15 protein-coding genes are annotated in these 21,511 nt (G+C 73.5%); 10 read left to right on the top strand and 5 right to left on the bottom strand.

Translation table 11 applies throughout. The annotated features are described in order from the left end of the window. Nucleotides 1-187: 187 nt before the first annotated feature. From cas6 to D473_RS0118775, 7 genes are all read left to right on the top strand, one after another. Entirely contained in the window at nucleotides 188-1,141 is a 954-nt protein-coding gene (gene cas6, locus D473_RS0118805) for a CRISPR system precrRNA processing endoribonuclease RAMP protein Cas6 (protein ID WP_017610597.1), read from the top strand. A gap of 529 nt (nucleotides 1,142-1,670) precedes the next feature. Beyond that, nucleotides 1,671-3,563: a hypothetical protein gene (locus tag D473_RS0118800; protein ID WP_017610596.1), complete on the top strand. Its 1,893-nt coding sequence runs from the start codon at nucleotides 1,671-1,673 to the stop codon at nucleotides 3,561-3,563. Nucleotides 3,564-3,687: 124 nt separating this feature from the next. Then, nucleotides 3,688-4,380: a hypothetical protein gene (locus D473_RS0118795; protein ID WP_017610595.1), complete on the top strand. Its 693-nt coding sequence runs from the start codon at nucleotides 3,688-3,690 to the stop codon at nucleotides 4,378-4,380. After that, nucleotides 4,377-6,164: a hypothetical protein gene (locus tag D473_RS0118790; RefSeq protein ID WP_033353623.1), complete on the top strand. Its 1,788-nt coding sequence runs from the start codon at nucleotides 4,377-4,379 to the stop codon at nucleotides 6,162-6,164. Before D473_RS0118795 ends, D473_RS0118790 begins: the two co-directional genes overlap by 4 nt. After that, on the top strand, nucleotides 6,161-7,849 hold the full coding sequence (locus D473_RS0118785) for an RAMP superfamily CRISPR-associated protein (RefSeq protein ID WP_017610593.1): 1,689 nt from the start codon (nucleotides 6,161-6,163) through the stop codon (nucleotides 7,847-7,849). Before D473_RS0118790 ends, D473_RS0118785 begins: the two co-directional genes overlap by 4 nt. Beyond that, nucleotides 7,846-8,655: a hypothetical protein gene (locus D473_RS0118780; protein WP_017610592.1), complete on the top strand. Its 810-nt coding sequence runs from the start codon at nucleotides 7,846-7,848 to the stop codon at nucleotides 8,653-8,655. Before D473_RS0118785 ends, D473_RS0118780 begins: the two co-directional genes overlap by 4 nt. Continuing rightward, nucleotides 8,655-10,907: a TIGR03986 family type III CRISPR-associated RAMP protein gene (locus tag D473_RS0118775; protein WP_017610591.1), complete on the top strand. Its 2,253-nt coding sequence runs from the start codon at nucleotides 8,655-8,657 to the stop codon at nucleotides 10,905-10,907. Before D473_RS0118780 ends, D473_RS0118775 begins: the two co-directional genes overlap by 1 nt. Nucleotides 10,908-11,098: 191 nt before the next feature. On the opposite strand, the gene D473_RS0118770 is transcribed toward D473_RS0118775, so the two are convergent. Then, a complete protein-coding gene (locus D473_RS0118770) occupies nucleotides 11,099-12,328 on the bottom strand; it encodes a hypothetical protein (RefSeq protein ID WP_017610590.1) in 1,230 nt (409 codons plus the stop codon). A gap of 357 nt (nucleotides 12,329-12,685) precedes the next feature. On the opposite strand from D473_RS0118770, the gene D473_RS0118765 reads away from it, so the two are divergent. The 3 genes from D473_RS0118765 to D473_RS0118755 all read left to right on the top strand — a co-directional run bounded on the left by D473_RS0118765 (nucleotide 12,686) and on the right by D473_RS0118755 (nucleotide 16,930). Beyond that, nucleotides 12,686-13,045, top strand: coding sequence for a hypothetical protein (locus tag D473_RS0118765; protein ID WP_017610589.1), 360 nt, complete (start codon nucleotides 12,686-12,688; stop codon nucleotides 13,043-13,045). A 76-nt stretch (nucleotides 13,046-13,121) separates the two neighbouring features. After that, nucleotides 13,122-15,278 (top strand): hypothetical protein, encoded by a 2,157-nt coding sequence (locus D473_RS0118760; protein ID WP_017610588.1) that lies wholly within the window; start codon nucleotides 13,122-13,124, stop codon nucleotides 15,276-15,278. An 80-nt stretch (nucleotides 15,279-15,358) separates the two neighbouring features. Beyond that, nucleotides 15,359-16,930, top strand: a complete 1,572-nt coding sequence (locus D473_RS0118755) for an alpha/beta hydrolase (RefSeq protein ID WP_017610587.1) — start codon at nucleotides 15,359-15,361, stop codon at nucleotides 16,928-16,930. Between the two features lie 76 nt (nucleotides 16,931-17,006). Here the strand turns inward: D473_RS0118755 and pgl are convergent, their stop codons facing one another. The 4 genes from pgl to tal form a co-directional block, all read right to left on the bottom strand. Next, complete coding sequence (pgl, locus tag D473_RS0118750; RefSeq protein ID WP_017610586.1) at nucleotides 17,007-17,753, bottom strand: 6-phosphogluconolactonase; 747 nt, start codon at nucleotides 17,751-17,753, stop codon at nucleotides 17,007-17,009. Continuing rightward, the gene (locus D473_RS0118745; RefSeq protein ID WP_017610585.1) at nucleotides 17,746-18,675 is read right to left on the bottom strand and encodes a glucose-6-phosphate dehydrogenase assembly protein OpcA; all 930 of its coding nucleotides are present in this window, start codon (nucleotides 18,673-18,675) and stop codon (nucleotides 17,746-17,748) included. The genes pgl and D473_RS0118745 overlap by 8 nt, the downstream gene beginning before the upstream one ends. A 28-nt stretch (nucleotides 18,676-18,703) precedes the next feature. Beyond that, a complete protein-coding gene (gene zwf, locus D473_RS0118740; protein ID WP_026127092.1) occupies nucleotides 18,704-20,254 on the bottom strand; it encodes a glucose-6-phosphate dehydrogenase in 1,551 nt (516 codons plus the stop codon). 136 nt (nucleotides 20,255-20,390) lie between these two features. Then, nucleotides 20,391-21,500, bottom strand: coding sequence for a transaldolase (gene tal, locus D473_RS0118735; protein ID WP_017610583.1), 1,110 nt, complete (start codon nucleotides 21,498-21,500; stop codon nucleotides 20,391-20,393). Nucleotides 21,501-21,511: the final 11 nt, after the last annotated feature.

The raw sequence follows: 21,511 nt of genomic DNA, 5'->3' as shown, positions 1-21,511 counted from the left end.
CGCCCCGCCGCCACCACAGTAGCGACGTCCGTCGGGGCGGGAACGTGCACGGGGGTGTGGTGGCCGCCCCGTCCGGACGAGAGGAGGAACACCACCGTGCGCAGGTGTGGGTGAGTGTCCGAGAGGAATCCTCGGTGGACCGAGGACGGCGGCGATCCCGCCGTCACGACCGCGCGACGAGGAAGTGGTGACCGTGCCCCGACGGTGGACCCTGATCCTGCGTGAGCGGGCCGCAACCGCCCGGCCCGTCCGGCCCGCGGACTGTCACGGCCTGCTCAACACCTGGTGGCCCCAGCCCCCCGAAGAACACAGCGGCGCGAAGAAGTGGGCGATGAACGGCTGGCCCGTACCCCTCGGGGACCGGCTGTACCACTGGACCCTCACGTGGCTCGACGACGCGCCGCCCCCGCTGGACCCGTCCGACCTCGTGGGCCACCCCCAACGCATCGGGGACCACGTGATGGAACCGCTGTCGGTCACCCGCACCTTCGACACCGGCTACGACACCCTGCTCTCCGACGGTCACCGGAGCCATGCCCCGCGCGCGGCCGAACTCCGCAGCCATACCCCCGTGGTCACCACCACCCGCGACGCCACCGGTGACCGCATCCCGCACGTGTGGCCCAACCCCCGGCGGCTCTTCGGCGCCGTCCACCGTTCAGGGGGCGGTGTCGTCGGAGGAAGCGGCGCGGTCGGTGCGGTCGCCCGGTTCGCCCCGCCCGACCTGGCCGGGCCCTGGCTCGACCTGGTGCTGGGCGGCATGGCGCTACTGCGGCGCACGCCTCTGCCCGGGGAGGAGATCCGGCTGGGTGAGCACCACCACGCCGACAACCGTTCCGTTCTCGGCTGGCAGGGCGGAATGATGCTCGAGCTCGTCGGCGCCGACACCCGGCACGTCCGTGCTTTCGCCTCGCTCCTGGAACTGGTGGAACTGGCCGGCGTCGGCAAGTACACCGCGCAGGGGTTCGGGTCGGTGCGTGTGGACACCGTCACCGCCCCGGGGCCGGATACGCGGGCCGCTGCCCGGCGCTCCGGAGGCCAGGGCCGGGGCACGGCCCGCCGTGCCTCCCACCGTGTGCACGAACCGCGCCGGCCCGCCGTGGCCGAGTCCGGTGAATTCGGGGGTGCGCTCTTCGACTGAAGAACCACCGCCGGTTGAAGGACCACCGGTCCCGCTCGAGGACGGCGGGCGTGGGCCGGGGCGCGGCCGGTCGGTTCCCGGGCAGCAGGTACGGGGCCGGCCGGCCTTCGCGTGTTCATCGGCGCCGGGCCGGGCCGGGGCGGGACCGTGACCGCAGTGACCTGGCCAGATCGCGCAGATGCGGCGCCAGGTCCGGTGGACACAGCGGTGGTCCGTGGGCGCTCGTTCCGGTGGAGGGCGGGGACGGGGCCTGGGGCGCGATGGGGCGTCCGGGGCGCGAAGCGGGCATGGGTGAGCCTTCCTACCGGGGCCGTGTAACCAGCTCTCTCGGACAGCGGCCCCCACGCGGGGGACGCTGTCCGCCGACCGGAGTCCCTTCCCGTCCCCGGTGGGGTTCCCGCGGGGGACCGTTGGTTACGGTTGCCGACCGAGGGGCGTTCTGTCCGAGAGAGAAGACCGGGACCCTCCGCCACGGAGGCGCCGGCTGTCGCGTCCCTGCCCTGCCCCGCCGACGAGGAGCTCACTACCGGTGACCTGTCTTTCGCCGCCACGACCCACCACCGGTGCGGACGGTTCCTCCTCCGTTCCGCCGGTCTCGGGGGTGGTCGTCGGCGTGGACCTGCGCGGCATCCAGGCCTTCGTCTACCAAGGACGCCGCATCCTGGACGCCGTGGGACGTGCTGCGCTGGTCGCCGAGCTGACCGACACCGGTGACCTCGAGCACGGGATCGCCTCCCTGGTGCCCGACGACTGCCTGGTACTGCGCGATGCCGGGGGCGCTTTCACCGGAATCTTCGCCGACCGCGGATCCGCGCGCCTGTTCACCTCGCACTACACCCGTCACCTGCGAGAGCGCGCCGGTGGTCTGACGCCCGTGGTCGCGCACGTGCCTTACGGCCCCGCGCAGGAGATCTCCCGCACGACCGGCGTGGACGGGGCCCTGGCCCTGCTGCCCCAACGGCTGCGCGAGGCCCGGCAACACATGTCCGCGCTGCACGGGCCTGCCCACGGGTACGGGATCACCGCCGAGTGCGCGGTCAGCGGTGATCCCGCGGAGGTCGTGGACACCAGCCGCACCCGGCGGTCGCGAGGCAGCGTGCCCGAGCGGGTCTCGGCCGACGTGGCCCGTGCCCGCGGGGTGGGAAGGCGCTGGCACCGGGAACAGGAACGCGCCTGGCTCCCCGGAGGAGGCCTCGCGTTGCCGATGGAGACCGACCGCCTCGGACGTGAACACGGCGAGGTGAGCCGGGTCGCCGTCGCGCACATCGACGTCAACGGGCTCGGGGCGCTGCTGGGGGAGTACCGGGAGCGTGCGGCCGATCCGGGGGTGCCCGGCTCCGGTGCGCTCGCCCAACGTGAGCTGTCCCGCCGGATCGCCGGTCTGATCGAGGGGGTGGCCCGCGCGCTGGTGCGGGCGGTGGCCGCGACCGTGAGTACCGAACCCGGGGCCCACCCCGTCGTGCCGGGCGTGGGCCCCGGGGGAGCGGTCACCCTGTACCGCGACGCCGAGGGGACGGTGAGCCTTCCGGTGCGGCCGATCGTGGTGGCCGGCGACGACCTCACGGTGGTGTGTGATGCCCGCCTGGCCCTGCCCCTGGTGCGTTACGCGTTGGACTGGTTGGACGCCGACCCCGAGAGGATCACCGACCCGGCCGATCCCCGCGTGGCCCTTCACCGCGCCCTGGACCACGACGGCCGTGGTTCCCGGCGCACCGTGCCCTCGGCACACGGTCCGGAAGAGGGCGTCGTTTCCGGCACGCAGGCGCGCGACGCACAGGGAACGCGAGCTTTCCATGAGGACCACGATGTCCACGAGGTCCATGGCACCCGCGCGGGGCACACCACGTGTGTGCCCACGGTGGGTGTGGGCATCGCGATGCAGCCCGTGGGCGCGCCGCTGGCGCTGGGCTACGACGTGTGCGAGGCGCTGTGCTCACGCGCGAAAGCACGACGGATCGCGCGACCCGAGGGTGAGGAGGACGACCACGTCGTCGCCTGGACCACCGGTACCGACGGCATCGAACGTGCCCTGCACCGCCTCGACGAACGCGCCACCCTGCCCCTGACCGGACGCGGCCTGCGCACCTTCCTGGACACCCATTTCGGCGCCTGTGTGCCCGGATCGCTGCTGCCCGGAGGCGCACCGCGCGAGAGGGGATGGCTGCACTCCACCCTGGTCCCCCTCCTGGAAGCAGGGGCCGACCCGGCCCCCGAACTCCTACGCCGCGAGTACGCGACCGGGCGTCCCGTCGACCTGCCCCAGGGCTGGACCCCTGGCGGGCTTCTCGACGCCGTGGAGGTCATGGACCTCCACCTCGACCCCGGTCTCGCCGCGGCCCTCGAACCCCACCGGCCCCAACCACAGGGGCGGACCGGGGCCGGTGGCCCGATGTCCCCGACAGCCGGAGGCTCGGAACCGTGACGTCACTTCCCCATGACGCCCGGCGGCCCTTCCTTCCGTGCCGCTTCACCCCCTCGCACGGACCGGCACGCCCGGGACACCTCGCCCGCGTGCACCGCTCCCATCCGCTCCCGGAAGGCCCCGGGTGAGCGGACCGGACCGCGTGCTCGTCCGCCTCGCCTCCCCGGCCCTGTTCACTGGGCCCGGCGGGGGAACCGACGTGGCCACCGACGAGCACGGCCTGCCCCACCTGCCCCGCCACCGCCTCGCCGCATGCCTGCGCACAGGGGCCGACGCCGCACTCGTGCTCACTCCGCACCTGACCCGCGTCGCCGACGAGCTCTTCGGGCGGCCGGGATCCCACGATCCCGACCGCATCCTCCGCCTCGGCCACGCCGGCGCCGACCAGCAGACCCGCGCGGCCGTGGCACGCGCGCTCGCCGGGCGCCTCGAACCGGAACGCACCACCCTGCGCCGTGCCCTGACCCGGGCCCGCACCGTCGTCGAGACGAGCACCGCCGTCGGCACGGACGGTGCCCCCGAACCCGGGCGCCTGCGCACCCACCGCGCCCTGCTGCCCGGAACGATCCTGACCGCAGCGCTGATCTGGGCCCGCACCCCGTCCCCGGAGCACTGGCTCCTCCTCGCCCGCGCCTGCCTGGCCACCGACCGCATCGGAGCCCGTACCCGCCGGGGACGCGGCAGGGTCGAGGTCCGCCTGGCCGCTCCGGGCACCACGGATCCCGACGCCCTCACCCTCGCTCTCGCCGCGCCGCCCGGGAAGGAGGCAGCCTCCGGGAGAGGAACCGGTCCCGACGGGGAAGAGGTGTGGACGTGAGATCCTCCGACCTCTCGGCGAGCGCCTACCTCCCTCTCCGGTACGTGCTCACCGACACCGTGGCCGTGCGCACCCGGCGCGACCCCTTGCAGGTGGACACCGACCTGACCGTGTCCGGGCGCGCCCAACGCGGCATGCTCGCCGCCGTGCTGCAGCGCGCGGGACGGGAGGATGCCCTCCACGACTGGGTGGCCCGCGGCCACCAGGTGCGTTTCGCCACCGCCCACCCACGCCTCGAACCGGGCGGCACCGAGGACGGAACGCCCCACCCCGACCCCGCAACCGTGCGCGTGGCCTATCCGGTACCCGCCAACCTCTACACCCCCGGCAAGGACGGCACGAGCCTGGTGGACGTCTTCGGCCCCACCGACGCGTCCGTGCCCTACAAGGCGCTCCGGGAGCCCCTCACCCCGGACCGTGTTCTGCGTGCCCGCGTCCGTACCACCTCCGAACGGTTCCTGGCCCGCCCCGGCGGACACACCCCGGGAGGCCCGTTCCACACCACCGCTCTGGACGCCGGCCAGGTCTTCGAGGCCCGCTGGCACCTGCGCGGCCCCGACACGGCGGCCCTGGAAGTACTGGCTCGCGACCTCCTCGAGACCCTGGACCGGGCCGCCGGTGCCCTCACCCTGGGTTCCGGAGGCACGCGCGCCCACGGCGGTGTACGCGTGGAACCGGCCGAACCCGAGCGCCCCCTGTCCCCGGACCGCGCCCGCCTCCCGTGGCCGGAGCGCTCCGTGCCCCCAGGTGGGACCCTCGACCTGCTCCTGCTCGCCCCGGCCCTGGTCGTGGGTGCACACGGGGGAGCCTCCCCCCGTTCCCTGGTCGCCGAGGTCGCCGGTCTGTGCAGGCGGGTCCTGCCCGAGGCCGGGATCGAGGTCGGTACCGCCCACGTGGAGTCGGTGCTCGTGGGCGCCTACCACCGCGGTTACCACGGCCCCATGGCCCAACGCCGGGCGGCCGCACCCGGGGCCGTGGTGCGCCTTTCCACCCGCACGGGTCTGTCCACCGGGCAGGTCCGTGCGTTGGAGGCCCACCACCTGGGGGAACGCGCCGTAGAGGGGTACGGACAGTTCACACTGCTCCCTCCGCCCCCGGAGGAACCGTTGCCCTTGCCTCCGATAGCCGCGCCCGTGGCCCGGACCGCACCCGAACCGCCTGAGCCCCACACGGCCGTCCCCGCCACCGGCGGCGAGCCCGTGGAACCGTGGGACCGGCCTCTGCTCATCCTCCACGACGCTCTGCTGTGGGACGCCGCCCGGCCCGTCGTGCGCGCCCACGCACGGGCCTGCGCCCGAGCCTGCGAACACCGGCTCGCACCCCTGACCCCCGGGCTCCTGGACCGTCTGCGCGCCACCCTCACCCGTCCCGACCGCGACCCGTACGGCTCCCTGGCCGATCTCGCCCGTGCCGTGACCGGAAGCGACGGAGCCCTGTCGGCCAAGGCCGTACGTGCTCTGGAACACGCACGCCCCACCGGCCCCGACCGCACCGGACCGGTCACCGCACGCGACTGGCTCACTCGTCCGGGCGACCCCGACACCGTGGCCGCCTGGTGGGCCGACCACCGACCCGCGCCCCGCACCGAGCCCGACTACGCCGCAGCCCTGGCCGCCGTCGACCTCGGCCTGGCCGATGGGCGCCCGCCCGCCCCCGGTGAGTTGTCCCCGCGCGCCCGCGACTGGGAACACCGTGCCGCCGCCCGCCTGGTCCGTGCCCACCTGGTGGCCTGGATGACGGAGGCCGCCCGCCTGTTGCGCACCAGCGGAGGTGCGCGGCCGTGAGCGAGACACCGACGTCCGTGCTCTGGGAGGTCACCGCCCGCTTGGTGCTGCTGTCCGACACCCACATCGGCCCCGCCGGGCCCGCTCACCGGCGCGCCGACGAGCCCGGGACCGACCTGCCCGTGGACCGTGACCCGGACACCGGCCTGCCCCGCCTGCGCGCCACCACCCTGGCCGGGTTGCTACGCCACGACCTCACGGCCCGTACCGGAGACACAGGGGCCGCCGACCTCCTGTTCGGTACCGCCGCGGCCGACGACCCCGACGGGATCGCACACCCCGGGACGCTGGACCTGGACGACATCGAAGGCCGGGTCCCCGCACCGGTGGTCTCGAGGGCCGGCAACCGGGTGGATCCCGCCTCCGGTACGGCCCTGCCCGGACACCTGTGGAACCGGGAGATCCTGCCCGCCGGGACCGTCCTCGCCGCCCACCTGCGCTTGCACGTGCCCGCGCCCGAGGAAGAGAAGCAGCTGCTCGGTCTGCTCGTCGAGGCCCTCGCCGGGCTGCACGGATCCGGCCCCGAGCACGCGCGCGGCCCGGGGCCCGGTCTTCACGTGGGCGCACGCACAGGGCGCGGACACGGCTCCGTCGCCGCCACCGCCTGGGGCACCCGCCGCCACGACCTCACCACCGCCGAGGGCTGGTTCGCCTACCACGCCCGCACCTGGGCCCAACGCCACGAGGACGGCGAACACACACTCGCCGACGGCCCGGCCACCTTGACCGAGGCGCTGGCCCGGGGCCTGCCCACGAGTGCCCCGGCCTGCCTGGCCCGCGACCTGCCGAACGGGACCACGGACCGCCGCCACCGCGACGAGCTCCGTCTGATGCTGGCCGTGGGTGAGCCGGAGCAACCGCTGGCCCCCGGCCGGGTCCGTCCCGGACTGCTCATGGTCACGGACCTGCCCCCGCCCGAGCGGGCGGGCGCCGTCGATCGTGTCCACCGGTACCGCCCCGTTGCCCGTTCCGAGGAAACCACCGCCGGGTCTGGAGGCCCCGGCCCCGCGCCCGGGGGACCCGTGGACCCGCCCGTGGCCTCCGGCCCCCTCTCGGGGACCCCCGAACCCGAGCCGGTCCTGGGCGACACCGCCCTGCACGCCCTCCTCAAACGCATCGCCGCCCGACTGGCCCGCGACGCCTGTGAGGCCCTGGGCGGGCACGAGGACCTGTGGCGGCACTGGCACGCCCACTGGTGGGGAGGCGACACCGACCCGGCCACCGCACTGCCCCGCCCCTGCCGGGTCCGCCTGCGCCGTACCCCCGTCCTCACCGGCGGCGCGCCCCTGACCACCACACGCCTGACCGTGGACTCCCTCTTCGGCGACGCCGTCGACGGACACCTGAGCACCAGCGACGTGCACTGCGGGGGCACCGCCGAGGCCGTCCTGGACGTGCACGAACCCGACGACACCGTCCGCGGCCTGTTCGCGCTGCTGGTCCGTGAACTGGCGACCGTACCGACCGAAACCCTCGGTTCGGGCGCCGGTAACGGACACGGACGTATCACCGCCACCGCAGCCACGCTCACCCTCCATCCCGGCCACGACGGTCCCGCTCGGACCGTCGACCTCCTCCACGCCGTGCGCGACCCCGACAGTACCGACGCCCGCACCGCCCGCGCCTGGGTCTCACGCTGGCACGCCCGTCTGGGACCCCGGCCCGTGGAGGAGGGGGACCGGTGAACCTGGATCCGCCCCCGCCCGCCGGACTCCTGTTGCACGAACTCACCCCCGGCCAGGTCGAGACCGTGTTGGAGGAGGTCTTCACCCTCGGGGTGCGCTGCGGCCTGCTCGACCACCCCCCGACCGGCGTCCCCGTTCGTGCCGACGCGCCCCAGTGGCTCGTGGCCGAACTCGGGGACGGGCGCATCACCGGAGCCTGCCCGCGTGAACGGTGGCGCCGTTCCGACCCCGAGGCCGCCGCCTCGTCGGCGCCCGCTCCCGGACCGGGGGACCGGTGGCGGATCCTGGAGGTGCTCGTGTTCACGCCGCACGTCCAGATCCGCTTGGGGGAGGGCGGCGAACGCGGTTGGCTCAGCGCCGACGCACCCGAGCCGCTCCCCGCCCCGCTGCGCCCCCGCGACCGGGCGTTCCTGCTGCGTGGGCACAACGGGCCCGAGTACCGACGGCCGGTCCGCTGCGCACCCGGCCTCCAGGACGCGTTCCGGTCCGGTCCCGAAGCCCCCGGAACCGGCCACGGCCTCCAGGAACCGCCCCCGCTCACCGTCACCTCCGAACCCGACGGAACCCGCGCCGTCCTGCCCCTCGAACCCGCCGACACCATCGGCACCACCCGTCCTCTCGGAGACGGGCGCACCCTCGCCCGCACCTCCGGGGCATGGCTCACCGTGCGCGAGTACTGGGCCGAGGACCCCGCGACCGGCGCGGTCGGGGTGGCCTTCCACCGCCTCACCGGACTGCTCACCGGCTCCGACCCCGCCGGGCCCGGGCCCGACCCCGGTACCGGTGACCCGGTCGAGGAGGGCTGATGCCCGATCCCCGTGACCCGGCCGCCCGCTCCACAGGCCGCGGCGGGGCCCCGGGCGGTACCGGCGGGGACCCCGCCGGTACCGGCCCCCTCACCTCCCACGCCCGGGTCCGCCACACCGCCACCGCCCCCTACGGCCCCGTCCCACTCGCCGACGCACCCCTGCCCGCCGCCGACCTGCACCCCGGCCATCGGACCGCCGACCTGCTGCGCTCGCACGACCGCACCGTCCCCGGCACCCATACGGGCTGGATCGAACTGACCATCACCACCCTCACACCCACCTACGTCGGCCGGAGCCCCGATCGCGGACGCGTCGGCCGCTCCCTGCGCCTGCCCGACCCCGCCGGCCCGGGGCTGCCGGTCCTGCCCGGTTCCAGCCTGCGCGGCCTGATCCGCAACACCGTCCGCATCCTCACCGGAGGCGAGACCGGACCGGTCAACACGCCCATGCTCTACTTCCGCGCCCCCGTACGCATCGACCCCGACAGCGGTGACAGCGCTCTGCCCGCCCGCACCCGCCAGGTCATGGCCCACCGCCATGCCCACTACCGCAAACGCCGCGCCGGACTGCGCACCCGACAGGGGTTCCTGCACCACGACACCGACGAGGACCGCTGGTACGTCGTGCAGGTCCCGTCCACCCCTTGGAGTCCCGAACCCGGACAGGCGCTCAAACTCCCCTTCGAGGTCCTGCGCCGCAGCCTGCGCACCTGGGAGTTCGGCGTCGACACCTTCCCCGACCCCCCGCGCGGCACCGGTTACGTGCCCACGCTCCACCCCCAGCACGGGGTACTCCAACACCGGTGGGTCCACGCCCTCCACGTCCCCGGGACCAAAGGGGTGGCGGCGGTCGCCCCCACCCGCACCCAGGCCCTGGAGCACCTGCACACCCACAACGCGGACCAGGGCACCGTCCTCCCGGCACTGCTCGTGCTCACCGGGCAGGCCTCCGCCGAACGCCGCAACGCCTTCCTCTTCCCCCGCCCGCACGACCTGCGCAGCGGACGCCTGCCCGTTCCCGAGGCCCTGGTGGAGCTCTTCGAGTCCGCCGAACAGATCACCGACTACCAGCGCCTGGCCTTCCCCGACCACCTCGGCACGGGGCCCGGTGACCCCGAACGCCCGCCCGTGGCCGGTGCCGGGGGCGGGGGACTGCCCCGGTCGGGGGTGGAACCGGTCTGGTTCGACCAGGACCTCTCCGGCGCGGTGGTCTCCTTCGGCCGTTCCGGCGGCTACCGCATCGCCGTCAGTGAGGACAACCCGATCCGCCGTGCCGTGCCCCCGAGCATCCTGGGCCCCCAACACGGAGACCCCGACCGTGACGAACGGGCCGGACGCGCCGTCGACGTCCCCCGTGCCCTCTTCGGCGACCTCGACACCTTCGCCGGCCCCGGCGGCGCGACGCGGGGCAGGGTCCAGGTGGGCGAAGCCGTGTGCGACCGGACCGAGGCGGACCTGCCCGACGGTCCCTTGCGCGTACGGTTGCTTTCCCCCCAGCGCGGCTGTTTCGCCAACTACCTGCTGCAGGGGCCCGAGACCGAGGAGGGCGAGCGCCCCGACCTCATCACCTGGTCGCACGAGGGGCGCGTGCGCCTGGGCGGATACAAGGTCTACCTGCACCGGCACCCGCGAGGGGCGGGGTCGCCGGTGCGCTACGACCGTGCCGCACAGGAGACCCTGGGGTTCCACGTACCCGCACACGGCGAGGGCCCGCCCCGCGAGACCCAACGCGACGTGGTCCCCCTGCGGGACGGGCTCACTTTTCGCTCCCGTATCACCTTCACCAACCTGACCGAGGCCGAACTCGGAGCGCTGTTGCGGGCCCTGCTCCTGGACAACCCCGTCGACGGCGGGGACTCCCGCGACCCCGAGTACGCCCACAAGATCGGGATGGGAAAGGCACTCGGCCTCGGGAGTGTGCACCTGAGGCCGGAGCTGTACCTGGTGGACCGGGGTGCGCGCGCCCTGTCCCTGGAGCCCGCGGCCGGGGTGCGCCGGGCCGGCGGGGACGAGGTCCGCCGGTTCCTCGACGCCTTCGACGGCGCCCTGGCCGCCCACCGACTGCCCGACGGCGCCGGTCCTGCCCGCTGGAGGCAGGTCGCTCAGGCCCGGGACCTGTGCCTGGCCGCACGCTGGCGCCACCGCCTGCCTCTGGAGGAGACGGCCGTGATGAGCCTGCGCGAGTTCGCCGAGTACCCCGTGCTGCCCCCGCTGGCCCGCCGTTTCTCCGGCCGGGGGCCGCCTGCTTGAGGACGGAAGGCCGTTCCCGGGACGGCTGCGGGACCTCGTCCCGGGACCGGCCCGATGTCTGTTGTACGGGGTTGTGCCGTGCGTCTCCGGGGCCGTGCACACAGAAATGCCCCGGACCCGGGGGAACGGGTCCGGGGCCCGCACACCGGAGCGGGGCCCGCGCGGCAAGGGGGAGGGGCGCGGGCGTCCCGTCAGGGTGCGGAGTCCTGCTCCTGGGCGGTCTCACGGGTCTCGGCGGCCTCGGCGAGAGCCTCCAGCAGGTCGGCGCGCACGTCGGGGTCCTCCAGTGCCGGACGCCACCGGGCGGGGACCTCCCCGTCCTCCGCCAACAGTTCGCAGATCAGGGTGTCCAGTGCCCCCTGCGGATCGGAGTCGAAGGCGGCGCGGTCGCGTTGGGCGTCCTCGGTCAGGCGTGAGGCGGACCGGCCCAACCAGGTGAGTTCCTGTTCGCTGAGGACCTCGCGTCTGGGTCGCCCGGCCTCCTCCGGCACCTCGTCCGGGTCGGGAACCGGCGTGTAGGGGGCGCTGCGGGCCCGTCCGCGCGCCTGCTGCACCAGACGGAAGTGGGAGGGCATGTCCACGGCCATGCGCCCGAGCACCCCGGTCAGGCGCCGGGCCAGGTCCTCACCGTTCAGGTCGGGCAGCAACCGGCGCAGCACCAGCCGCCGGCGCTGGTCGGGGGTACGGCCGGGATCGGCGTCGCGTCCGGCCGCCAGCTCGGCGATCTTGCGCAGCAGGTAGTCGCCGGTGGCGGTGGAGACCAGCGGTGGTTCGCGCTCCTCACTCACCGAACGTCCGTGCAGGTCGGACACGGGCACCGCACTGCCGTCCTCGGTGAAGGAGACGTGTTCGCCGGGACCGATGTCCTCGGGCAGATCGGCGGCCGGGTTGCCCCAGCCGGCGGTGAGCACGAGCATCGCCAACGCCTCCTGGTCGACCACGTCGGAGGCCACCCGGGACACGTCGCGGCGCTGGGCCCAGCGCCGGGGGCGCTCGGAGAACGCGCAGCGCACCGCGCCGCCAGCGGTGTGCTGGGGGTAGACGCGCCGCAGGTTCTTGTAGGACCGGTCGCGGCGCACGTCGTCGAGAGCGTCGCGCAACCGGTGCGCGGCGCTGCGGTCGACGTGCTCACGCCCGTGCACGGCGAGGGAACCGCGTCCGGGCTCCGTGCCCGGGGCCCGGACCGGCGCGGCGCGGCGCATGCGCACGGCGATGACGCTTTGGGCATCACCCTGGTGCTCCGCGCACGGGCAGTGCTCGGCGCACAGGTTGACGTAGTTGTAGAACTGCTCGGAGTGGCCCGGGCAGCTCTGTGCGGTTCCGTCACCCGAACACGGGCCGCAGCCCACCACGCGTGTGAAGACGCGCAGGAACGTGGTCGAACGGAACAGTTCCCATGCGGAACAGTGGTGCGTGCTCACGAACTCTTCTCCCCGGGTGGACCCGGGCCGGGTCGCTTTCCCAGCCCCGCGGAAAAGCGTGCGCGAAGAGACGTGAGGCCATTTCCGACACCCCCGCGTCAACGGGAGGTCTGGGAACAAATTAGATCCGTCGCGTTGCCGCTGTCAATTGTCGGGTGCGGGGAAAATGGGTGGGCGCGCCGCCCCGCAGCGCACCGCAAAAGGCCTCCCACGTTCCGGACATGCCTGCCCCCACCTCCTGAGACGTGCCTGCGCAGGCCTGCCGACGGTGTCCGAGAGACTTGCGATGAGAGTACGGGCGCGGACACCGCCGCACGGACCCGGACGGCCGCGCGCAGCACAGAACGGAGGCCTCGGATGCCGGTGGTCAACTTGACCCCGCACATGGTGACGGTCGTCGACGAGCGCTCGCGTGTGATCCAGAGCTGGCCCCGGGCCGACAGCCCGGCCCGGGTCGAGGCGGTGCGTGTGCGGGTGGCCCGGGCGGCGGGGGTACCCGAGGGGGTGCCGTTGCTGACCGAGGAACGCGGGCGTGCCGACCTGCCCGAGCCACGTGAGGGCACGTGGTTCATCGTCTCCTCGGTCGTGGGGTCGGCCCACCCCGAGCGCCGCGACCTGCTCGTACCCTCCGACCTGGTCCGCGACGGAAAAGGTGCCGTCACCGCCTGCCGTTCTTTCGTGATCAGTGGGACGCCGGTGCAGAAAGTGGCGCCGTGAGTTGTTCTTCCCGAACATACGCACATGCTCCGTGGACGAGAATCATGGGTGAATGCCTTCTGCGCGAGCAGTTACCATGGCGCCACACGGTGAACGAACGCGTGAGAAGGGCCACGTGGACACCCCTGGAACCTCTGTCGTCCTCGTGGGACGCAACCCCACACCCGCGCTGTTGTCCGCGCTCACCCTGCCCCACGACGACCTCGTCCTGGCCGGCAGCGACGACACCCTGCCCGTCGCCCACCGGGTCGCCGAGGCCGTGCGCGCACGCACCGCACCCGCTTCCGTGCAGGTGATCAGCGTGGGCCCCGACCCGCACGACCCCGCCGGGGTCAGCGACCGCCTGCGCGCCCTCGAAACCGTGCGTGAGCGCCGTCCCTGGTACCTCGACTACACCGGCGGCACCAAGATCATGAGCGTGGCCGCCGCACTGCTGCACGAGCAGACCCTGCCCGAGAACGATCACCCCCGCGCACCCGGCTGGCGCCTGTACCTGGACGCCCGACGCGACCTGCTGCGCACCACAGACCCCCACCGGCCCGCCCTGCCCCTCGACACCGCCCACGTCGACCTGGCCGCGCTCGCCGCCGTCCACGGATCCCACTGGATCGATGACCGCGACCCCGAACCCGTGCGCCTGGTCGTCGAGGGCGGGACCCAGGCCCTGGACGCCCGCCACCCCCGGCTCGGCCCCGCCGCCCGCCGCGGGATCATCGCCGAGGCCCGCGTACTCGCCCACCTGCGCCGCCACCTGCGCCGGGCCCCCGGAACCGAGGTCCTCGGCCCGCGCCGTGTCGCCGACCCCGCCCGTCCCGGGGACTCCGTCGCCGACTTCGACGCCGTGGTCCGCCACCGCCACAGGGTGCTGTGCGTGGAGACCAAGACCCGCGCCGACGACGTCGAGGCCCGCGCCGGATGGACCGTCGCCAAGGCCCGCCGGGTCTTCGGCAACGCCGTCTGTGTCCTGTTCGTGCACACCGGACCCGCCCGCCCGCGCCTGCGCGCGGCCATGATCGACCACAACCCCGCCCTGACCGCACGCAACACCCACGTCTGGGCACTCGACGACGTCCTGAACCGCCTGACCTCCTTCGACGACCTGCGCTCGGCCTTCTTCCCCGGCCTGGACCCCGAGCCCCCGGAAGCCGCCCCGCGCCCCCCGCTGCCCGAAGCCCCCGACCAGCCGGCCCAGCACCCAGGCCCCGATTCCGCGCCCGCACTGGTCACCGCCCTGGGCGGCAGCCGCCTGGGCACCCTCACCGCCGTGCACGCCCACCGCCCCGCCCAGACCCTGATCCTCTCCTCCCACCAGGGCATGCGCGGACACGTACGCGAAGCCGCCGCCCGCACCCTGCACCGTGCCGAACACCCCGACGCCCCGCCGGCCGACGCCGCCCACCTCAAGGAACACGGCTACCGCGACCGGGTCCGCTTCGGCGCCGACCCCGTCGACGGCTCCGACCCCCACGCCGTGGCCGCCCGGGCCCACGCCTGGATCACCGGGGAGAACGGGCGCCCCGCTGTCGTCGACCTCACCACCGGGACCAAGGCCATGAGCCTGGGCCTGGCCCTGGCCGCCCGCCACTCCGGAGCCTGCGCCATCTACCAGCTCGCCCGAGAACGCGCCCTCGTGTGCCTGACCCACGGCCGCCTGCCCCTGCATACGCGCGCCACCGTCGACTGGTCCCTGGTCCTGACCGGCTACACACCCCTGGCCGGACCCCTGGCCGCCGACACCGCCCACGTCGACGCGCCCCTGCTCGAGGCCGCCCGCACCGCCCTGACCCGGGCCACAGACGGTCCCGTCGAAGCCTGGGCCGACACCACCCTGACCGACCCCGAACGGGCCCACACCGCCCGGGAACGCCCCAGCCTCGTCCTGACCTGCGGTGACCGCGCCGTCGGCCTGGCCGCCCCCGCATGGCACCTGCGCCGCCCCCGGGAGCGCCGCACCCGCCGCGTCAGCCCCGGTTCCTGGGCCCAGAGCGTCCATGCCGCGACCCTGCACCTCAACCTGCGCTGCGACGTCGCCGGTACCGTCCTGGCCCTCACCCGCCCCGAGGGCGACGTGGGACGCGCCCGCGAACTCGTCGACTGGATCACCCACACACCGCCCGGGAGCCGCGTACCGGAATCCCGCATCACCTTCGATGACCCCCTGCACCCGCTCGTGCTGGCCGCCGATCCCGACGACCCGCCCCCGCCCCTGCACACCGACCTCACCCTCCTGTGACCCGACCCGCCGTCGGCCTCCCCGTCCCCGCATCCGGCGACCGACAGGATGGGAACGCGGCACACACGGGGAGGACACACATGCGCCACGGGGGAGCGGCCGCCATCGCTCTGACCACCGTCCTGATCGCGGGCTGCGCTCCCGGGGCAGAGGAGAGCTTCCACGGGCAGCGGATGGCCTGGGCGCCCTGCCACGACGAGGAGGACCTCACCCTCTTCACCGAACTCGGCGGCGACCGCGACTGGATGGCCGCCCTGGAGTGCGGAACCCTCACCGTCCCACTCGACCACGACGACCCCGGCGGCCGGACCCTCGACCTCGCCGTGGTCCGCCGCCCCGCCGGAGGCGGAGCCGAGGGACACCAGGGCTCCCTCGTGGTCAACTACGGCGGCCCCGGCGCCTCCGGGGTGGGCGCCATGAACACCCCGCGCTTCGGTGAGGACGTACGCGAGGCCTACGACCTGGTCTCCTTCGACCCGCGCGGCGTCGGCGACAGCGAGGGGTTCGCCTGCGGCGACAGGTACGCCCTCGACGACGCCCGCAGCGAAGCCGGCGCCTCCGACCCCCTCGATACGAACGCCGAGGACCTGCGCCTTCTCGGCGAGGCCGCCCGCGACTACGCCGAGAGCTGCGAGGACGCCGTGGGGGAGGACTTCCTCGCCCACCTCGGCACCGTCGAGGTGGTCCAGGACCTGGACGTCCTACGCGATGCCCTGGGAGAGCAGACCCTGGACTTCGTCGGCTACTCCTACGGCACCCGCATCGGAGCCCTCTACACCGACACCTTCCCCGAGTCCACCGGCGCGATGGTCCTGGACAGCCCCGTCCTGCTCGAGGGCAGCGGCATCGACGCCGCCCTCGGACGCGCCAACGCCTTCCGCGACACCTGGCACATGTTCAACCAGCACTGCACCGCGACCGAACCCGGCTGCCCCCTCACCGACCCCGCCACCGCCACCGAGGTCACCGAGCAGGCCATCGCCGACCTGCAGAGCGATCCCGTCGTCGTCGACGACGGCGTCGGCATCAACGGCGACATGTTCTCCCTGCTGCTCACCCTCGCCCTGCCCCGCGACGAGGACTGGGACGACCTCGCCGCCCTGCTCACCGCCCTGCACGAGGGCGACGACGCGGACGTACGGCAGGGGCTCGGCACGCTCTACGAGGAGGTCTTCGGCAGTTACCGCGACCGCGGTCCCGCACCCCCCGAACCCGGTGCCGACCACGTCGACGCGCAGGCCGCCCGGACCGCGATCAGTTGCGCCGACCTGCGTGACCCCACGGACGTGTGGGACTACCGCGACGCCGCGAGGGTGGCCGAGGACGTGGCGCCCCTGCTCGGTCCCGACCCCGTCTGGGACCAGCTGCCCTGCGCCCACTGGCCCGAGACCGAGGAGGTCCCCGGCGACGTGCGGTTCGAGGACGCTCCGCCCGCCGTCGTCGTGGGCACCGTCGGTGATTCCAGTACCCCCTACGCCTGGGCCGAGGACCTGCACCGCGACATGCCCGGCTCCAGCCTCGTGACCTACACCGGCGCCGGCCACACCCTCTACGGGGAGGGACGCAACACCTGCGTGGACGGGGCCGTCGACGCCTATTTGCTCGAGGACCGCCTGCCCGAGGACGGAACGGCCTGCGCCCCCGACCACTGACCCGCACCTGTCCCGGACACGACGAGGGCCCCGCCCCCGCAGGAAGGGGAACGGGGCCCGGGCCGCCCGCACACACCTAGATCCGGGAAGCGGCCTCCTCGTCCAACCAGAACACCGTGCTCTCGCGCCCGCGCGCACCCGCCACGGGTGCCTCCTGCACCGGTCCGCCGGCCAGCCCCAGACGCACGGCCTCGGCCTTGCCCTCACCGGAGGCGATCAACCACACGCGGCGCGAGGACCGGATCGAGGGCAGGGTCAGCGTCACCCGGCGCGGCGGCGGCTTGGGGGCTTCGTGCACGCCCACCACCGCGGCCTCGTCGTCGTGCACCTGCGGCAACCCGGGGAACAACGACGCCACGTGCGCGTCCGGGCCCACACCCAACAGGCAGACGTCGAAGGACGGCACCGGGCCCGCCCCGTGCGCGGCCACCGCCAGTTCCCGCGAGTACCGGGTCGCCGCGTGTTCGACCGAGTCACCGTCGGCCCCGTCGGAAGCGGGGATCGGGTGTACTTGGTGCGAGGGGATGTCGATGTGGTCGATCAGCGCCTCGCACGCCTGGGTCTCGTTGCGTTCCCGGTCCTTGTCGGGCAGGAAACGCTCGTCGCCCCACCACAGGTGCACCGCCGACCAGTCCAGCCCGATGCGCTCGGCGGCATTTCGCAGTTCGACCAAGGTCCTGATCCCGATGCCCCCGCCGGTCAGCGCCACGTGCGCAACGCCCCGCTCGGCCACCGCGCTCTGGATCTTCCGTGCCAGCTCGCCCGCGACGGCCGTGGCCAGTTCCCCGCCATCGCGATGACGGACGACTTCCGGTTCACTCACTTGCCTGCTCCGCTCCAGCGGTCACGTCCCCCAGGTGCCGGGCCGTGCTCGCGTAGGTCTCGTCTGCGTCCAGTCGGCGCAGCTCCTCGGCCAGGGCCAGGGCCGCGCCGCGGCGGGCCAGAGCCACCGTCTGGTCCGGCTGTCCGAACCGCTTCAGGACCGCTGTCCGGCCGTCGGTCCGTGAGATCACCACGTCCCCCTCCTCGGTGGACAACCGCGCCTCGGTCAGGCCGGGCCCGTCCGATACGCGGCGCTCCACCGGGACCGCCAGGCGTTCGGACAACCACGACGCCAACAGTTCGGCGCTCGGGTAATGCGACTCGGCCGTCACACTCGCCGAGGTCACCCACCCGGTGGGCTGGTCCATCACACTCGCCAGCAGCGAGCGCCACGGCGTCAGCCTGGTCCAGGTCAGGTCCGTGTCTCCCGGACGGTAGTGAGCTACCCGTTCACGCAGGTCGTGCAACGGCTCCTCGGCACGCAACGCGTCGGTGATGCGACGCTGGGCCAACAGGCCCACCCGGTCGGCGCCCGGGTCCACCGGTCCCGGGCCCGGCCACCACACCACCACCGGCGCGTCCGGCACCAGCAGCGGTGTCACCACGGAATCGGGATGCTCACCCAACGGCCCGTACAACCGGAGCAGCACCGCCTCACCCGGACCGGAGGTGCCCGGGCGGCGGATCTCCGCGTCGATGGCCGGCTCGGCCGCCGGGTCGCGTCGGATCAGTGCGATCACCCGGGAGGGGTGTTCGCGCCCCGCCTCCGTTGCGGCCCGCACCGCGTCGTAGTGGTCGGCCTCGTCGGTGACGATGACCAGGGTCAGCACCATGTTCATCGCACCGCCGCCCACGCTCAGTCGCTCGGACATGAGCGCGTCGGTGATCTGCGAGGTGGTGGTCTGCGGCAGATAGAGCGTCATGGCACCCTCCGGGCATGGTCGTGGCTGGTCACGGGCGCCGCCAGTGGCGGCCGTCCCGGGCGATCAGGGCCTGCCCGGATTCCGGGCCCCAGGTCCCCGCCCCGTACTGTTCGGGCCGGCCCGACCCGGCCCAGTGTTCCTCGACCTGGTCCAGGATCTGCCACGACAACTCGACCTCCTCCTGGCGAGGGAACAGCGGCGGGTCGCCGATGAGCACGTCCAGGATGAGCCGCTCGTAGGCCTCGGGGCTGGCCTCGGTGAAGGACTGTCCGTAGGTGAAGTCCATGCTCACGTCGCGCACCTCCATGCTGGCCCCGGGAACCTTCGACCCGAAACGCAGCGTCACCCCCTCGTCGGGTTGGATACGCAGCACCAGGGCGTTCTGCCCCAGTTCACTGACGTCCGAGCGCGGGAACATCTGCTGGGGTGCGGCCTGGAAGACCAGCGCCACCTCGGTGACCCTGCGCCCCAGCCGCTTTCCGGTACGCAGGTAGAACGGAACCCCCGCCCACCGGCGCGTGTCCACCGCCAGCTTCAGCGCCGCGTAGGTCTCGGTGATGGAGTCCGAGGGGATGCCTTCCTCCTCCAAGTACCCGCTCACGTACGAGCCGCCCTGCCAGCCGGCCTCGTACTGGCCGCGCGCGGTCCCCGTGGACAGGTCATCGGGCAGGGAGACCGCCGAGAGCACCTTCTCCTTCTCGGCCCGGATCGCGTCCGCGCTGTAGGAGACCGGCTCCTCCATCGCCACCAGCGCCAGCAACTGCAGCAAGTGGTTCTGGATCACGTCGCGGGCCGCACCGATGCCGTCGTAGTAGCCCGCGCGTCCGCCCACGCCGATGTCCTCGGCCATGGTGATCTGCACGTGGTCGACGTAGCTGCGGCCCCACAACGGCTCGAACAGCGTGTTGGCGAACCGCAGCGCCAGGATGTTCTGGACCGTCTCCTTGCCCAGGTAGTGGTCGATGCGAAAGACCGAAGCGGGCGGGAAGACCTCGTCCACGACCTCGTTGAGCGCCTGGGCGCTGGCCAGGTCGTGCCCGAACGGCTTCTCGATGACCACCCGGCGCCAGGGCGTGGTGCCGCCCGGCCCCTCCCCCTCCTGTGGTTCGGCCAGACCCGAACGCTTGAGCTGGGTGACCACGGTCGGGAACATCTTCGGCGGCAGCGACAGGTAGAACGCGTAGTTGCCGCCGGTACCGCGCGCGCTGTCGAGCTCACGCACGGTCGAGGCCAGTTCGTCGAAGGCCTCCTCGTCGTCCAGGTCGCCCTGCACGAACCGCACGCCCTCGCTCAGCTGGCGCCACACGTCCTCACGGAAGGGGGTACGCGCGTACTGGCGCACGGCATCGTGGGCCACCTGCGCGAAGTCCTGGTCCTCCCAGTCCCGGCGGGCGAACCCCACCAGGCCGAACCCGGGAGGCAGCAGACCCCGGTTGGCCAGGTCGTAGATGGCCGGCAGCAGCTTCTTGCGCGCCAGGTCGCCCGTGACACCGAACAACACCAGCACGCTGGGGCCGGCGATACGCGGCAGTCGGCGGTCCAAGGCCCCTCGGAGCGGGTTCGGAACCGCTCCCGGCATCACTGGCTCTTTCAAACTGACTCACGCTTCCTGTCGAGGGTGTCCGGTGGACGGCAGACCGGCCCGTGCCCGTGCCCGTGCCCCGGAGGCGCGGGACACGGGCACGGGAAAGGGTACGGGAGAGGGCCCGACGGGCTCAGGCCAGGCTCTGGAGCTTGGCCGAGACACCCTTGAGCAGGCTGTCCCAGGAGTCGACGAACTTCTGCACGCCCTCCTCCTCCAGGACCCCGAACACCTCGGTGAGGTTGACCCCGGCGGCCTCGAGCGCGGCGAAGTCCTCATGCGCCGCCTGGTAGGTGCCCAGAATCGTGTTGCCCTCGATGTCGCCGTGGTCGGCGACCGCGTCCAGCGTCGCCTGCGGCATGGTGTTGACGGTCTCGCGCGCCACGAGCTGAGTGACGTAACGCGTGTCGTCGTACTCGGGGGCCTTCACCCCGGTGGAGGCCCACAGCGGACGCTGCGGCTTCGCGCCCAGATCGGCCAGGGCACGCCATTCCCCGGTGTCGAAGGCCTGTTCGTGGGCCTGGTACGCCAGGCGGGCGTTGGCGATCGCGGCCTTGCCCAGGAGCGCGGTGGCCTCGTCGGTGCCGATCTCCTTCAGGCGCTTGTCGACCTCGGCGTCGACACGGCTGACGAAGAAGGAAGCCACCGACTGGATACGCGACAGATCGTGGCCGTTGGCGCGGGCCAGCTCCATGCCCTCCATGAAGGCGTCCATGACCTGGCGGTAACGGTCCAGGGAGAAGATCAGGGTCACGTTCACGCTGATGCCCTGGCCCAGCACCTGCGTGATCGCGGGCAGGCCCTCCGACGTGGCGGGGATCTTGATCATCAGGTTCGGCCGGTCCACCAGCCACCACAGGGCCTTGGCCTCGGCGATGGTGCGCTCGGTCTCGCGCGCCAGGCGCGGGTCGACCTCCAGCGAGACCCGGCCGTCGACACGGTCGGTGGCCTCGTAGGTGGGCCGCATCAGGTCGGCGGCCCAGCGGATGTCGTAGCCGGTCAGCATACGCACGGCCTCGTCCACCGAGACCCCGCGCGAGACCAGCTCGGCGACCTGCTCGTCGTAGGCCTCGCCCTCCGAGAGGGCCTTGTCGAAGATGGTCGGGTTGGAAGTCACGCCGACCACGTGGTGGGCCGACATCAGTTCGGCCAGGTTGCCCGAGCGCAGCCGCTCACGGCTGAGGTCGTCCAACCACACGGACACGCCTGCGTCACTCAGGGACTCGAGTGCCTCGTTGCTCATGTTTCTCNCGG

The sequence above is a fragment of the Nocardiopsis xinjiangensis YIM 90004 genome (assembly GCF_000341145.1).
GTDB classification, from domain to species: Bacteria; Actinomycetota; Actinomycetes; order Streptosporangiales; family Streptosporangiaceae; genus Nocardiopsis; species Nocardiopsis xinjiangensis.
The sequence above is the reverse complement of the archived record's forward strand: the minus strand, read 5'-3'. Positions and strand labels throughout refer to the sequence as shown.